The organism is Kosakonia sp. SMBL-WEM22, assembly GCF_014490785.1.
Classification (GTDB): Bacteria; Pseudomonadota; Gammaproteobacteria; order Enterobacterales; family Enterobacteriaceae; genus Kosakonia.
In genome coordinates this window covers 4,051,296-4,065,590 of sequence record NZ_CP051488.1, presented here as the reverse complement: position 1 = coordinate 4,065,590, position 14,295 = coordinate 4,051,296, and the positions used below count along the sequence as shown (strand labels likewise).

Sequence of the window (14,295 nt, the reverse complement as noted above, 5' to 3'; positions counted from 1 at the left end):
CCAGGCCCGGTAAGCGTAGCGCCACCGGGCATTTTTTTCCGGATTAGCGCATGGCGCGTTTGAGGATACGCTCGGCCTGGCGCTGGAAGTCCGTCGCGGTCTCTTCAACGGTTTTCTGACCATAATCGATGTACTGAATCGCGGTACCGAACTGCGCCACAATCTGCGGATCGTCAAAATATGGCGATACCGAGAGCTTCGCCGGCAGCGACTGCGCCAGACGCAGGCCCGCAACCGCCGGGTCGTCCTCTTTAATAACCCCGCTGGCGGCCAGCGTCTCAACCGCCACTTTGCTCAGCGGCACACCGCGCTCAAGGCCCAGCGTCTGCACACCCTCTTTGCTGTTCAGCAGGAAGTTAATCACCTGTGCCGCCTCTTTCGGATGTTTGGTCGATTTACCAATCGACAGCATCTGCGCCGGTTTGAAGAACAGCCCTGCATCGGTGGCGCCCGGCAGCATCGGGTAGTCGCCCAGCACCAGTTTTGCCGGTGGCTTCAGGTTGTCGGAGTATTTGGTGATGGTGGAGTTCCACATATAGGTGCCGCCCCATTCGCCCTCGATCCACGGCTTCATCTCATACATGTTGCTCTTACCAAACGAGGCGTAGTATTTCGAATCCGGCATCACGTGGCTGTCGACCAGCTTTTTATACATCTGGAAGAACTCAACCCACTGCTCTTTGCTGTAGCTGAATTTTTTCGTCTTTTCATCAACGGCCGGAATGTTGTACTTCTGCACCATATAAGAGTTGAGCAGCGCCAGCGTATCCTGGTGCTCCAGCACGACCGGGTAGTACTGTTTGCCGAGCTTGCTCTCAAAGGTTTTGCCCGCCGCCATTAACTCATCCCAGGTTTTCGGGAAGCTGACGCCCGCTTTTTTCCACTGCTCGTCATTAAAGTAGAAGACGCGTGCGGTCACTGAGATAGGAATACCGTTCAACTTGCCGTTAATGGTGGTGGATTGCAGCTCTTTAGCGTCGAACTGGCTGAGATCGATAATATCTTTCACCTGGTTCAGGTCGTAAAAACCCTCGCCATTTTTCGAGAAGATCGGCAGCCAGTTCCAGTTGGTCTGCATGACGTCTGGCTCGGTGCCGCCGGCGATCTGCGTGGTCAGGCGGGAGAGGTGCCCATCCCAGCCGGTATATTCGGACTTCACGGTAATGTCCGGATGCTGTTTATGAAACTCTTCCAGCGCTTTTAAGGTGACCTGATGACGACCGTTGCCGCCCCACCAGGACATACGCAAATCAACATTGTCAGCGGCGGTGGCGGGTACAGCGCACATGCCCAGGGTTGCGGAGATAGCTGCGCCGATTAGCACTTTTTTCATTTTTATACTCCAGTTTATGTAGGTCACGCTGAGGCCGCCTGAGGCGGCCCGCATGTTTTAGCTATAAAGAGATGTTCTGTTCCGTTTTCGCGTCAAAGATATGGCACTTATTCATGTCGAACTTAAAGTACACCTTCCGGTGAAGTCCCTTAGCAATCAACGGCCTGGCTTCATCAGAGGGAATGCGGGCGGTCAGCTCATAGTCGGCGACTTTCAGGTAGACGAAGAACTCGTGCCCCATATTCTCGACGCGCACCAGATCGCCCGCGCCGCAGTCGTCGCTGAAAGGCTCATCGGAGACGGAGACAAACTCCGGACGCACACCAAAGAAGACCTCTTTGTCGGCATAAGCAGCGACTCGCTCCTGCTGATGGGCATTAAGCGCCAGCGTCTCCTGGCCGACGGTAATGTGCAGGGAACCCTCTTTCTGCACAATTTTCGCCGGTTTGATGTTCATCTCCGGCGCGCCGATAAAGCCCGCAACGAACATGTTTTTCGGGAAGTGATAGAGGTTATCCGGCGTATCGACCTGCATGATATGGCCGAGCTTCATCACGCAGATGCGGTCGCCCATGGTCATCGCTTCGGTCTGATCGTGGGTCACATAAACAGTGGTCGCCGGTTTACCGGAGCTTTTTAACTGCTTATGCAGATCCGAAATGCGGATGCGCATTGAGGCGCGCAGCTTGGCATCGAGGTTGGAGAGCGGCTCGTCAAACAGGAAGACATCCGGTTTTTTCACAATCGCACGGCCAACGGCCACGCGCTGTGCCTGGCCGCCGGAGAGCTGGCGTGGCAGGCGATCCATCAGCTCTTCGAGCTCGAGGATTTTCGCCGCTTCGTCCACCTGGCGTGCGATCTCATCCTTCGGCATTTTGCTCAGCTTCAGGCCAAAGGCGAGGTTTTCGCGTACGGTCATATGCGGGTAGAGCGCGTAGTTCTGGAACACCATGGCGATGCCGCGCGACTTCGGCGCGAGGTTGTTGACAATCTTCTCGCCGATGCGCACTTCGCCGCCGCTGATGGTCTCCAGCCCTGCCAGCATGCGCAGAGTGGTCGATTTGGCGCAGCCGGAGGGGCCAACGATCACCATAAACTCACCGTCGGCGATTTTCAGGTCGATACCATGTACCGCTTTGAAGCCGTTGGAGTAGACCTTTTCCAGTTTGTTGAAAATTACTTCAGCCATGATACTTCCCTCTTAACCTTTGATTCCGCTGCTGGTGACGCCCTGTACGAAGTAGCGCTGTGCCAGGAAGAAGACAATGATGGACGGCAGGATGGAGATACTCGCCATTGCCAGAATTTCGTTCCACGGTGCGCCTTCGGTCACGTCGATAGACATCTTCAGCGCCAGCGCGATGGGGTATTTATCCACGCTGTAGACGTAGATCAGCGGCCCGATAAAGTCGTTCATCGACCACATAAACTGGAACAGCGCCACGGAGATAATCGCCGGTTTCAGGATCGGCACCACCACGTACCAGAGCACCTGCCACGAGTTACAGCCATCTATCTGCGCCGCTTCTTCCATATCGCGCGGTACGCCGCGTAAGAACTGAATCAACATAAAGACGAAGAAGCCCTGCGTGGCGAAGGCCAACGGCAGGTAGAGCGGCATATAGCTGTTGAGCATGCCCATTTCACGGAACATCAGGTATTGCGGGATCAGCAGCACGGTGCTTGGCAGCAGCATGGTGGCGATCAGCGTGCCGAACCAGAAGTTCTTCCATGGGATCTCAAAGCGCGCAAAACCGTATGCCACCACCGTCGACGAGATGATCGTCAGGATCACTTTCGGGATCACATACTTAAAGGTGTTGAGCATGTAATGGCCGAAAGTGTATTCGGTACCGGTTTTCCAGCCGTTGATAAAACCGTCCCAGGTTGCGTGGTTCGGCCACAGCCCGAGGGTGGTGAAGATCTCATGGTTCGGTTTGAACGACGCCGAGAACATCCACGCCAGCGGGTAGAGCATCAGCAGGCCGACCAGCAGCAGGATCGTATAGCGGATCCAGGCGCTGATTTTCTCGCGGCGCAGGGTGCGCGCCACTTCACGCTCAGCCTCTTTCATACCCGGCGTAAGGTGTTGAACATCAGCCATTTTTGCCTCCCTTATCGGCAGAGTAGAAGACCCAATACTTTGAGGACTTAAAGGCGACAGAGGCAAAGACCGCCACCACCAGGAAGAGCACCCAGGCCAGCGCTGCGCCGTAACCCATATCGAAATATTTGAACGCGGTGTCGTAGATGTAGAGCGAGAAGAGATAGGTGTAGTAGGTCGGGCCGCCGCCGGTAATGACATACGGGCCGGTAAACTCCTGGAACGCCTGCGTGGTCTGCATAATGAAGTTGAAGAAGATCACCGGCGTAATCAGCGGCACGGTCACTTTCATAAACATCTGCCATTTGCTGGCACCGTCGATCATCGCTGCCTCATACTGCGACTGCGGAACGTTTTGTAGCGCCGCCAGGAAGATCACCATCGCCGAGCCGAACTGCCAGACGCGCAGCAGCGTGACCGACATCAGCGCCAGCGACGGTTCGCCGAGCCAGTTGATAGGATCAAGGCCAAAGACGCCGATAAAGCTGTTTAACAAGCCATCAATGGCGAAGAGCGCGCGCCACAACACCGCGATAGCAACCGAGCTGCCAAGGATCGACGGGATGTAGTAAGCGGTGCGGAAAAAGCCGATGCCGCGCAGTTTGAAATTGAGCACAAAGGCGATGCCCAGCGCAAAGGCCAGCTTCAGCGGAATGGTTAAGAAGACATACGCAAACGTCACGCCCATTGATTTCCAGAAGAGAGTATCTTCGGTAAACATGTAGCGGTAGTTTTCGATGCCATTAAATACCGGCGGGCTCATCAGATCATACTCAGTAAAACTGAGAAAGAAGGATGAGATGAATGGGAAAGCGGTAAAGACAATCAACCCTATTATGTAAGGTGATATCCAGGCCAATCCCAGTAGTCTGTTTTCATTCATAGATACCTACCTGGCGAGCAATGTGTAATTCGGATTCGGAGAGCCGCCGCCCTTTCATATGATAAAGGGTGCGTTAGATCACAATATTTAATGAAATCAAAACGTTTTAAATCTGTAACTGCCGGAAATTACGGATGTTATTCCGGGTTTTAAAATCCTCTGAACTTCCGTTCTTGAATTGTAAAACATCGTTTTAAAATATTTTATTGGGTTTAAAGAAGCCGTCATTCGTTAAATTGCTGAAATGTGATCGGAGTCGAAACGATGTTTCAATAAAGTGATTTGGCAGTCATTTTGACGTAAAAAACGCGGGCTTTTCAGTAAACAAAAAGAGGTTATTTAGGCGTCCGAAAGGTCAGGGAAAAATATCGCGTGGGGAAATCATTCAATATTTCAACCATTATCTGGCGAAGGATTATGTTGTCGCGCAGAAATAAAAACGCCTCCGCGGCGGGAGGCGTTTTTCTCAGCTCAAAGCGTCAGGATTGCAGAAAATCTTCGCGAATTGGCGTGAAAGTATCGAGCAGGGTGCCCGGCTTCAGACAGACGCAGCCGTGCATAATGTGCGGTTGCTTGTAAAGTGTATCGCCTGCGGTGACGATATGTTTCTCATCACCGATGGTAAATTCGAACTCCCCGGATAAAACATAGGTGAGCTGCTCATGAGGGTGGTTATGCATCGGGCCGACAGCGCCCTGTTCGAACATAACTTCAACCGCCATCATTTTGCCGCCATGGGCGAGAATACGGCGCGTAACGCCGTTGCCCAGGTCGTCAAGTTGCGTGTCTTTATGAAAGATAAACATCGGGCTGTCCTGTAGTCGGTAAGAGATAGTGAAACAATGTTTTAAATAATTTATCTCACGGTGGCGGAAAAATAAACGCCAGGCCGGAGAAGTTGAAAGTCGATCACAACTTTGCATGATTGCGCGAGAACGAGACGGAGAAAGGCGATGAAAACAATTGGATTGCTGGGCGGCATGAGCTGGGAATCGACCATTCCCTACTATCGGCTGATTAACGAGGGCGTTAAAGCGCGCCTGGGCGGCTTGCACTCCGCGAGCCTGCTGTTGCATAGCCTCGATTTTCACGAGATTGAAACTTGCCAGGCCACCGCGCAGTGGCACAGAGCCGGAGAGATCCTCGGCCAGGCGGCAGCGGGGCTTGAGCAGGCGGGCGCGCAGGCGATTGTGCTCTGTACTAACACCATGCACAAAGTGGCGGGGCAAATTGAGGAGCGCTGCCAGATCCCTTTCCTGCATATTGCCGACGCCACCGGCCACGCCATTGAAAATGCCGGGCTGCGCAATGTCGCACTGCTGGGCACGCGCTACACCATGGAGCAGGATTTCTATCGCGGGCGGCTGGAGAAGCAGTTCGCCATCAGAACCACGGTGCCTGGCCCGGAAGATCGCCAGCGCATCAATGAGATCATCTTTGATGAGCTCTGCCTTGGCACCTTTAGCGATGAATCGCGCTACTACTTTATGAATGTGATCAAACAGTTGGCGAGCGAAGGGGCTGAAGGGGTGATTTTCGGCTGTACCGAAATTGGCCTGCTGCTGCCTGAAACCCACAGCCCGATTAAGGTGTTCGACACGGCCGCGCTGCATGCTGCTGCCGCGGTCGATTTTATGCTCTCTTAATCCTCGCCGAGCATGGCGGCCAGCGGCGCGGTAATACGCGGCATGGCCGCCTGCAGATGTTCGGCAAAGGTATCGACCAGTGCGGAAGCGGGGCGGTGCAGCGGGCGCACAAGGCTGATGGTAAAGGGTACATCGAGGCTGAAACGCCGCACCGCCACGCCGCTGGCGGCATAATCGAGGGCGGTTAGCGGATTTACTACGGAAATGCCGACCCCGGCGCGCACCATCGCGCAGACCGATGCCGCGCTGTGGGTCTCCAGCACCATGCGGCGTTTTACCTGGTGCTCATTGAACAGCGCATCAAGAAGCTGACGATAGCTGTCGGTGCGCGACAAACTAATGTAGTTCTCCCCCTGAAAATCCGCCGGTGTCAGCACGCTTTTCTGCGCCAGGGGATGATCCTCTGGCATCACGCACACTTCATTACAGGTCAGCAGCGGCGTGCGCTCGGTGCCCGCAGGCGTCGAGAGCGTTTCGGTCAGGCCCAAATCGTGGCGCTGCGCCGAGAGCCACTCCTCAAGCAGCGGCGACTCCTGCGGCACGATATTAAGGCTGACATCCGGGTAGCGGGCGAGAAACGGTTGCAGCAGCAGCGGTAAGAAGGATTGTGAAAAGACCGGCAGACAAGCGACTGACAACTCCCCCTGGCGAAACTCGCGCAGGCTTTCTGCCGCGCTGACAATCCTGTCCAGCCCGTACCAGGATCGCTGCACCTCTTCAAACAGCCGCAGCCCCTGCACCGTGGCGTGTAGCCGCCCGCGTGAGCGCTCAAACAGCGTCAGACCCAGCACCTTTTCAAAGCGCGCCAGCTCCCGGCTGACGGTCGGCTGCGAGGTGTGCAGCATGGCCGCAGCTTCGGTCAGGTTACCGGTGGTCATCACGGCATGAAAAATTTCGATATGGCGCAGGTTAACAGCGGGCATTATCAGATCCAGTTGCAGAACGTTATCCATATCATTTTTGCATAGCCTTGCGATAAAACGATATTTTTTATTCGCTCTAACCTGTGGCGTAATCCTGAAAAAGATTGCTGACGGAGTTGTTATGCCACGCTCGCTACACCAGACAGAAACCGACCTTAACGCCGCTAACCTGCTGCAACTGCCAGCGGAATTTGGCTGCCCGGTATGGGTTTACGATGCGCAAATCATTCGCGCGCAGATCGCCAAACTGCGTGACTTCGACGTCATCCGGTTTGCCCAGAAGGCCTGCTCCAATATCCATATTCTGCGCCTGATGCGTGAGCAGGGCGTGAAGGTGGATTCGGTGTCGCTGGGCGAAATCGAGCGTGCGCTGGCGGCGGGTTACGATCCGAAAACGCACCCGGACGATATTGTTTTTACTGCCGATGTGCTGGATGAGGCGACTATCGCCCGCGTCAGCGAACTGGGCATCGCGGTCAACGCCGGTTCGGTAGATATGCTCGAGCAGCTCGGTGCCGTTTCGCCAGGCCACCGCGTCTGGCTGCGCGTTAATCCCGGTTTTGGTCACGGCCACAGCCAGAAAACTAACACCGGCGGCGAGAACAGCAAACATGGCATCTGGTATAGCGACATGGGCGCGGCGCTGGAGGTGATGCAGCGTTACGGCCTGCAACTGGCGGGCATCCACATGCATATCGGCTCCGGCGTCGATTATGGTCACCTTGAGCAGGTGTGCGGCGCGATGGTGCAGCAGGTGATCGACTTCGGTCAGGATCTGCCGGCCATCTCCGCCGGTGGCGGTTTGTCGATCCCCTATCATGAAGGCGAAGAGCCGGTTGATACCGCGCACTACTACGGCCTGTGGAACGCTGCGCGGGAGAGAATCGCGCAGCATCTCGGCCATGCGGTGAAACTGGAGATCGAACCGGGGCGTTTCCTGGTGGCGGAGTCGGGCGTGCTGATCTCCCAGGTGCGCAGCGTGAAAAGCATGGGCAGCCGCCACTTTGTGCTGATCGACGCCGGGTTTAATGATCTGATGCGCCCGGCGATGTACGGCAGCTATCACCACATTACGGCGCTGGCCGCCGACGGGCGCGATCTGCGCGACGCGGCGCGCATCGACACCGTGGTTGCCGGTCCGCTGTGCGAATCGGGCGATGTCTTTACCCAGCAAGAGGGCGGCAAAGTGGAAACGCGCTCGCTGTCGGAAGTGAAAGCGGGGGACTACTTAGTCCTGCACGATACCGGCGCGTACGGCGCGTCGATGTCCTCAAACTACAACAGCCGCCCGCTGCTGCCGGAAGTGCTGTTTGATAACGGCATGGCGCGCCTGATTCGCCGTCGCCAGACCATTGAAGAGCTGATCGGCCTCGAGCAGTTCTGAACCTCAACCACGATCCCGCTGACACATAGCGGGATCGCCCCTCCTTTTTTCATAAATCCCTGCAATCCGTAAGGTGGTATGCCAAATGCGCTCTATGCCGCATTTTGGAATACCAGATAGGGTGTTGCGAGGCGCATCACAGAACTTTTCGCCGGGCGTGGCTATTTTTGGTATGCCAAATGGGACGACAGCGGTATCCCTGCATCGATAAAAAAGCTCCTTAACTGAGGTGTTAACTCATGGCCCTACAAGAAAAGCTCATCGATTCGCTGGGGAGTTTCGCGACGAAATTCAACAGCTATCGCTACATCATGGCCATCAAGGCCTCGTTTATTACCCTGATGCCGGTGATCATTGTCGGCGCCTTCTCTGTGCTAATCTCCAACATGGTGCTGGACCCGAAAAATGGGCTCGCCAGCTTCCAGTCGCTCTCCTTTCTGGCGGCGCTAAAGCCAATTACCAGCGCCATTAACTACGCCACGCTTAACTTCCTCAATATAGGCGCAGTGTTCTTAATCGGTATTGAACTGGGGCGCATTAACGGTATTCGCACGCTCTTTCCCGGCCTGCTGGCGGTAATCTGCTTTATCTGCGTGACGCCAACCACCGTTGAAATGCTGGTCGATGGTCAGATGCACGTGGTGAAAGATGTGCTGCTGCGCCAGTTCTCCGATACCCGCAGCCTGTTCCTCGGCATGTTTATCGCCATTTTGTCGGTGGAGATCTACTGCTGGCTCGAGACGCGCGAAGGGCTGAAGATCAAGATGCCGGACACCGTGCCGCCCAACGTCTCCGCCTCCTTCTCCGCGCTGATCCCGGCGATCATCACTACTACCGCGATCGCCACCTTCGGCTTTATTTTCCACCAGCTTACCGGCATGTATCTCTACGACGCCGTCTACCAGGTGGTGCAGCAGCCGCTGGAGCGGGTAGTGCAGAGCCTGCCGGGGATCTTGCTGTTGATGTTTGTTGCCCAGCTCTTCTGGGTGATCGGTATTCACGGCAACCAGATGATCAAACCGATCCGCGAACCGCTGCTGCTGGGGGCGATCACCGTCAATATGAGCGCCTTTGAGCAGGGCAAAGAGGTGCCGAACATCATCACCATGCCGTTCTGGGATGTCTATATGAGCATCGGCGGCTCGGGGCTGACCATTGGCCTGCTGGTGGCGGTGATGATCGCTACCAAACGCAAAGAGATGAAGGAGATCGCCAAGCTGTCGATAGGCCCTGGGATCTTCAACATCAACGAGCCGGTGATTTTCGGTATGCCGATCATGCTCAACCCGATCCTCGCGATCCCGTTTATTATCACGCCGCTGGTGACTGGCTCGATTGGTTACTTCGCCACTGCCAGCGGCTTTGCCGGTAAAGCGGTGGTGATGGTGCCGTGGACCACGCCGCCGCTGATCAATGCCTGGCTCTCCACCGCCGGATCGATGGGGGCGGTGATCACGCAGCTGATCTGCATCCTGACCGCCATCATTATCTACCTGCCGTTTGTGAAGATTGCCTCACGCCGCGCCGAGCAGGCGCAGCTGCAGGCGGAAGCCACCTCTTCAACGCCGAAAGTGTGAGGACGTTATGAGCACGAAAACTGTCACCATCCCGCCTGACTTTATCCTCGGTGCCGCCGCGTCGGCCTGGCAAACGGAAGGGTGGAAAGACAAACGCGAGGGCCAGGATTCGTGGCCCGATCTCTGGTACAAAAACGATCGTCACGTCTGGCATCAGGGCTACGGCCCGGCGGTGGCGACTAACTTCTACCAGCGCTTTCGCGAAGATGTGCAACTGATGAAGCAGGCGGGCTTAAGCCACTACCGCACCTCCATCAACTGGTCGCGTTTTCTTACCGATTATGAAAATGGCGTGGTGGATGAGCGCTACGCCGCTTACTACGACGAGCTGTTTGCTGAGATGGCGCGTCACGGCATTGAGCCGATGATCTGCTTTGAGCACTATGAACTGCCCGGTTATCTGCTGGAAACCTACGGCGGCTGGGCGTCGAAAAAAGTGGTCGAACTCTACCTGCTCTATGTCGAAAAGGTGTTGGCGCGCTACCACCAGAAGGTGACGCGCTGGTTCACTTTTAACGAGCCGATTGTGGTGCAGACCCGCGTCTACCTTGACGCGCTGCGCTGGCCTTACGAGCAGAACACCTCCACCTGGATGCAGTGGAACCACCATAAGAACCTCGCCACCGCGAAAGTGGTGAAGCTGTTTCGCGAGAAGGGGTACAAGGGCAGCGTCGGCTGCATTCTCAACCCGGAAGTGACCTACCCGCGTTCGCGCGCGCCGCACGATCTGCTGGCGGCCGAGCGCTACGATCTTTTCTACAACCGGGTGTTTCTCGACCCGATGGTTAAAGGCCACTACCCGGCGGAGCTGCTGGCGCTGCTGGAGAAACATGGGGTGAAGTGGACGTACAGCGACGAGGAGCTGGCGATTATTCGCGATAACACCGTCGATGAGCTGGGGATCAACCTCTACTATCCGCACCGCGTCAAAGCGCCATCTCGCGCGTGGCACCCGAAAACCCCTTTCCACCCGGCTTACTATTACGAGCCGTTTGAGCTGCCGGGGCGCAAGATGAACACCTCCCGCGGCTGGGAGATCCTGCCCGAGATTGTGTTTGATATGGCGATGCGCCTTAAAAACGACTACGGCAATATTCCGTGGTTCGTGGCGGAGAGCGGCATGGGCATTGAGAATGAAGGGCAGTTTCGCAACGCGCAGGGCACCATTGAGGATGATTACCGCATCGACTTTATCGCCGCGCACCTCTACCAGGCACTGCGCGCGAGGGAGGCGGGGGCAAATTGCCAGGGCTACATGCTGTGGGCCTTTACCGATAATGTTTCGCCGATGAATGCGTTCAAAAACCGCTATGGGCTGGTGGAGATCGACCTGCAACATAACCGCGACCGCAGGCCGAAAAAGTCTCTTGGCTGGTTTCGTAAGCTCAGGGATGAGCGTCAGTTGACCCTGACCCTTGATGATGAAGTAAGATAGCGCAACGACTGATAAGTGCAGGTGATATCGTGGAGAAGGCCGTCGTCCCGCCGGAGAAAAAACAGTACCAGGAGATTGGCGACGATCTGCGTGAGCAGATCATCGAGGGTCACTATCCCGTTGGCTCGCGCTTGCCGCCGGAGCGCAATATCGCCGAGAAGTATGGCGTCAGCCGTACCATCGTGCGCGAAGCCTTGTTGATGCTGGAGCTGCAGGGGACGGTGGATATCCGCCAGGGCTCCGGCGTCTATGTGATGCGTATTCCTCAGGCGCATGAAAACGAAGAGGAGCGCTTTTTAAGCAGCGACGTTGGCCCGTTTGAGATCCTCCAGGCGCGCCAGCTGCTGGAGAGCAATATCGCCGCCTTTGCCGCCAAAATGGCGACGCGGGCGGATATCGACAATCTTCGGCGCATCCTCGAGCAGGAGCAGCGCGCCATCGCCCTCAACGACACCTCGCAGGACAACAGCAAAATGTTCCACCTGGTGCTGGCGGGGGCGTCGCAAAACCAGATGCTGCTGGCAACGGTCGAGAGCATCTGGCACCACATGGACAGCAGCCCGCTGTGGCAGCAGTTCAACGTGCATATCGCCAGCCGCGCCTACCGCCTGAAGTGGCTCGGCGACCGGCAAACCCTGCTGGCCGCGCTGCGCCGCCGCGACGTGATGGGGGCCTGGCAGGCGATGTGGCAGCATCTCGAAAACGTCAAAAAGAGTCTGCTTGAGCTGTCGGACGAAGACGCGCCGGATTTTGACGGCTATCTCTTTGAGTCAGTACCTATTTTTCAGGGGAAGTTGATGTGACTATTCTGCCGCTTTATGAGGCACCGCAGCACGCGGAGCAGGTGACCGACTGGCTGTGGCAGGCGTTTGGTGACTCGCTGTCGCGGGCATTTTTCGCAAGCATCATTGCGCATAGCCAGACACCGGGGCAGCTGCCGCTGACGTACGTGCTGGTGGAGGGCGATGAACTGCTGGGCACCGTCGGGCTGTGGCGCTGCGATTTGATCAGCCGCCAGGATCTTTACCCATGGCTTGCTGCGCTCTATGTAAAAGAGAGTGCGCGCGGCCAGGGGCTGGCCGGGCAGTTACAGCGCCATGTTATGGATCAGGCGAAAGGGATGGGCTTTGATCAGCTGCACCTCTACGCTGCCTTCCGCGACTATTATGAGCGTTTCGGCTGGGCGTATATCGGGGATGGCCTCGATTACCCGAATACCAGCGTGCATCTGTATCGCATCGCGCTTTGAGTGTTTAGCCGCTGAAACGGCGTAGGCCGGATAAGCGTAGCGCCATCCGGCAATCATTTCGGCATGTGGCTTCGGTGGAAGGGTTCCGTTCACCATACGTGGTGGAGTTTCATTAACCTCTTATGCGGTGAACGGGATAAGGGAAGCGGCCGCGCTCCCCTTATCAATCCCCGCGGCCCCGCAAGGAAATCGGTGCTGCGCACTGCGCTCACCTCCCGCGTGCCTGACTACGGCCGGCTCGACTCGACATCCTGTCTCGGTTCGCCTCTGTCCGCCATCCATGGCGTCCAGACCTTGTCATTCCCGCTTCGGCTCGCCGATTTCAGCGGGGACATAACCCCTCGCTGTGAAATCTGAGCTAAAAACAGCGTCGATGTTGCTGTAGGCGCGTTTTGGTAGGCCGGATAAGGCGCAGCCGCCATCCGGCAATCGGTGCCGCGATAATAATGCCGGATGGCGCGTACCGCTTATCCGGCCTACGTGTTTCCGGCGGTTTAAGCGGCAATGTGCGCCTTATGAACTCTCCGGCGGCGCAATCACCGAATGGCGGCGCACCAGCGTTGGGTTAAAGAGATGGGTGATCTCCGGCAGCGGACGGTTTTCCGCCAGCGCCAGCGCCAGCTCGGCGGCCTGGGTCGCCATCGTCACAATCGGATAACGCACCGTGGTCAGTCGTGGGCGCACATAACGCGACACCAGCACATCATCAAAGCCAATCAGCGAAATCTCGCGCGGCACATCAATCCCATTGTCGTTCAGCACGCCCATGGCACCTGCGGCCATCGAGTCGTTGTAACAGGCTACGGCAGTAAAGTTACGCCCGCGCCCGAGCAGCTCGGTCATCGCCTGCTCGCCGCCGCTCTCGTCCGGCTCGGCGAAGGTCACCAGCCGGTCATTGCACGGCAGGCCATTCTCTTTCAGCGCATCGTAATAGCCCTGCAAACGGTCGTCGGCGTCGGAGATCTCATGGTTGGAGCAGAGATAGCCAATGCGCGTATGGCCCTGCTGGATCAGATGGCGCGTCGCCAGCCAGGCGCCGTAGCGGTCGTCGAGCGCCACACAGCGCTGCTCGAAGCCGGGCAGAATGCGGTTAATCAGCACCATGCCGGGGATCTGCTTCATCAGCGACGCCAGCTCTTCGTCCGGCACCACCTTGGCGTGCACCACCAGCGCAGCGCAGCGATGGCGAATCAGCTGTTCAATCGCTTTACGCTCTTTCTCTTCCACGTGGTAGCCGTTGCCAATCAGCAGAAAATTGCCGGTGGCGGAGGCGACCTGCTCAACGGCTTTCACCATCGCGCCGAAAAAGGGATCGGATACATCGCTCACCACCAGCCCCACCGACTCGGTAGATTGCTGCGCCAGCGCGCGGGCGTTGGCGTTCGGGTGGTAATTGAGGGAGTCCATCGCGCTCTGAACCGCCTGGCGCGAGTTTTCACTGGCTTTCGGCGAGCTGTTGATCACGCGCGACACCGTCGCGACCGAGACCCCGGCCAGCCGCGCAACGTCTTTAATCGTCGCCATTCTCTACCTTCCTGGGTAAGCGTTTACACTGCCGTTAGTGTTACGGAAAAGGGACGTCTGTTCAAGGCGGCGCGTCTACCACGCTTTGCAAACGTGAGCCAGCGCGGCGCACCTCATGAAAACGTTACATGCGCGGCGTTGCAAATGCATACATAGAGAACCTTTACTTACACTTTGCGAAAGCCTGTTTCGATTGAGCGCTGGTTGTCGGCGGGGCGACCGTGCGACTCTGTTCAT

At 56.7% G+C, this 14,295-nt stretch carries 13 protein-coding genes; 6 read left to right on the top strand and 7 right to left on the bottom strand.

The window, feature by feature from the left end:
- Positions 1-43 precede the first annotated feature (43 nt).
- The 5 genes from HF650_RS19555 to HF650_RS19535 form a co-directional block, all read right to left on the bottom strand.
- Entirely contained in the window at positions 44-1,333 is a 1,290-nt protein-coding gene (locus tag HF650_RS19555; RefSeq protein ID WP_187800001.1) for an ABC transporter substrate-binding protein, read from the bottom strand.
- Between the two features lie 61 nt (positions 1,334-1,394).
- Positions 1,395-2,522, bottom strand: coding sequence for an ABC transporter ATP-binding protein (locus HF650_RS19550; RefSeq protein ID WP_042711606.1), 1,128 nt, complete (start codon positions 2,520-2,522; stop codon positions 1,395-1,397).
- Positions 2,523-2,534: 12 nt separating this feature from the next.
- Positions 2,535-3,437, bottom strand: a complete 903-nt coding sequence (locus HF650_RS19545) for a carbohydrate ABC transporter permease (RefSeq protein ID WP_023480718.1) — start codon at positions 3,435-3,437, stop codon at positions 2,535-2,537.
- A complete protein-coding gene (locus tag HF650_RS19540) occupies positions 3,430-4,320 on the bottom strand; it encodes a sugar ABC transporter permease (protein WP_094421947.1) in 891 nt (296 codons plus the stop codon). The genes HF650_RS19545 and HF650_RS19540 overlap by 8 nt, the downstream gene beginning before the upstream one ends.
- Positions 4,321-4,799: 479 nt before the next feature.
- On the bottom strand, positions 4,800-5,126 hold the full coding sequence (locus HF650_RS19535) for a cupin domain-containing protein (protein WP_023480914.1): 327 nt from the start codon (positions 5,124-5,126) through the stop codon (positions 4,800-4,802).
- A gap of 147 nt (positions 5,127-5,273) precedes the next feature.
- On the opposite strand from HF650_RS19535, the gene HF650_RS19530 reads away from it, so the two are divergent.
- Positions 5,274-5,966 carry an aspartate/glutamate racemase gene (locus HF650_RS19530; protein ID WP_187800000.1) on the top strand — a complete coding sequence of 231 codons (693 nt, stop codon included), beginning with the start codon at positions 5,274-5,276 and terminating at the stop codon, positions 5,964-5,966.
- Here HF650_RS19530 and HF650_RS19525 read toward each other — a convergent pair.
- Entirely contained in the window at positions 5,963-6,889 is a 927-nt protein-coding gene (locus tag HF650_RS19525; RefSeq protein WP_187802769.1) for a LysR family transcriptional regulator, read from the bottom strand. The genes HF650_RS19530 and HF650_RS19525 overlap by 4 nt on opposite strands.
- Before the next feature lie 121 nt (positions 6,890-7,010).
- Between HF650_RS19525 and lysA the strand changes: the two genes are divergently transcribed.
- From lysA to HF650_RS19500, 5 genes are all read left to right on the top strand, one after another.
- Entirely contained in the window at positions 7,011-8,273 is a 1,263-nt protein-coding gene (lysA, locus tag HF650_RS19520) for a diaminopimelate decarboxylase (protein WP_187799999.1), read from the top strand.
- Positions 8,274-8,512: 239 nt separating this feature from the next.
- A complete protein-coding gene (locus tag HF650_RS19515) occupies positions 8,513-9,850 on the top strand; it encodes a PTS transporter subunit EIIC (RefSeq protein ID WP_076769149.1) in 1,338 nt (445 codons plus the stop codon).
- A 7-nt stretch (positions 9,851-9,857) separates the two neighbouring features.
- The gene (locus HF650_RS19510; RefSeq protein WP_187799998.1) at positions 9,858-11,285 is read left to right on the top strand and encodes a glycoside hydrolase family 1 protein; all 1,428 of its coding nucleotides are present in this window, start codon (positions 9,858-9,860) and stop codon (positions 11,283-11,285) included.
- A gap of 29 nt (positions 11,286-11,314) precedes the next feature.
- Positions 11,315-12,088: a GntR family transcriptional regulator gene (locus HF650_RS19505; RefSeq protein ID WP_023481037.1), complete on the top strand. Its 774-nt coding sequence runs from the start codon at positions 11,315-11,317 to the stop codon at positions 12,086-12,088.
- The gene (locus HF650_RS19500; RefSeq protein ID WP_187799997.1) at positions 12,085-12,534 is read left to right on the top strand and encodes a GNAT family N-acetyltransferase; all 450 of its coding nucleotides are present in this window, start codon (positions 12,085-12,087) and stop codon (positions 12,532-12,534) included. Before HF650_RS19505 ends, HF650_RS19500 begins: the two co-directional genes overlap by 4 nt.
- Positions 12,535-13,047: 513 nt before the next feature.
- Here the strand turns inward: HF650_RS19500 and galR are convergent.
- Positions 13,048-14,058, bottom strand: a complete 1,011-nt coding sequence (gene galR, locus HF650_RS19495) for an HTH-type transcriptional regulator GalR (protein WP_128482178.1) — start codon at positions 14,056-14,058, stop codon at positions 13,048-13,050.
- Positions 14,059-14,295: the final 237 nt, after the last annotated feature.

Coding starts and splice junctions, on each gene's coding strand:
- HF650_RS19555 (WP_187800001.1), bottom strand. CDS start 1,333: ATGAAAAAAGTGCTAATCGGCGCAGCTATCTCCGCAACCCTGGGCATG.
- galR (WP_128482178.1), bottom strand. CDS start 14,058: ATGGCGACGATTAAAGACGTTGCGCGGCTGGCCGGGGTCTCGGTCGCG.
- HF650_RS19530 (WP_187800000.1), top strand. CDS start 5,274: ATGAAAACAATTGGATTGCTGGGCGGCATGAGCTGGGAATCGACCATT.
- HF650_RS19545 (WP_023480718.1), bottom strand. CDS start 3,437: ATGGCTGATGTTCAACACCTTACGCCGGGTATGAAAGAGGCTGAGCGT.
- HF650_RS19515 (WP_076769149.1), top strand. CDS start 8,513: ATGGCCCTACAAGAAAAGCTCATCGATTCGCTGGGGAGTTTCGCGACG.
- HF650_RS19540 (WP_094421947.1), bottom strand. CDS start 4,320: ATGAATGAAAACAGACTACTGGGATTGGCCTGGATATCACCTTACATA.
- HF650_RS19535 (WP_023480914.1), bottom strand. CDS start 5,126: ATGTTTATCTTTCATAAAGACACGCAACTTGACGACCTGGGCAACGGC.
- HF650_RS19550 (WP_042711606.1), bottom strand. CDS start 2,522: ATGGCTGAAGTAATTTTCAACAAACTGGAAAAGGTCTACTCCAACGGC.
- lysA (WP_187799999.1), top strand. CDS start 7,011: ATGCCACGCTCGCTACACCAGACAGAAACCGACCTTAACGCCGCTAAC.
- HF650_RS19510 (WP_187799998.1), top strand. CDS start 9,858: ATGAGCACGAAAACTGTCACCATCCCGCCTGACTTTATCCTCGGTGCC.
- HF650_RS19525 (WP_187802769.1), bottom strand. CDS start 6,889: ATGCCCGCTGTTAACCTGCGCCATATCGAAATTTTTCATGCCGTGATG.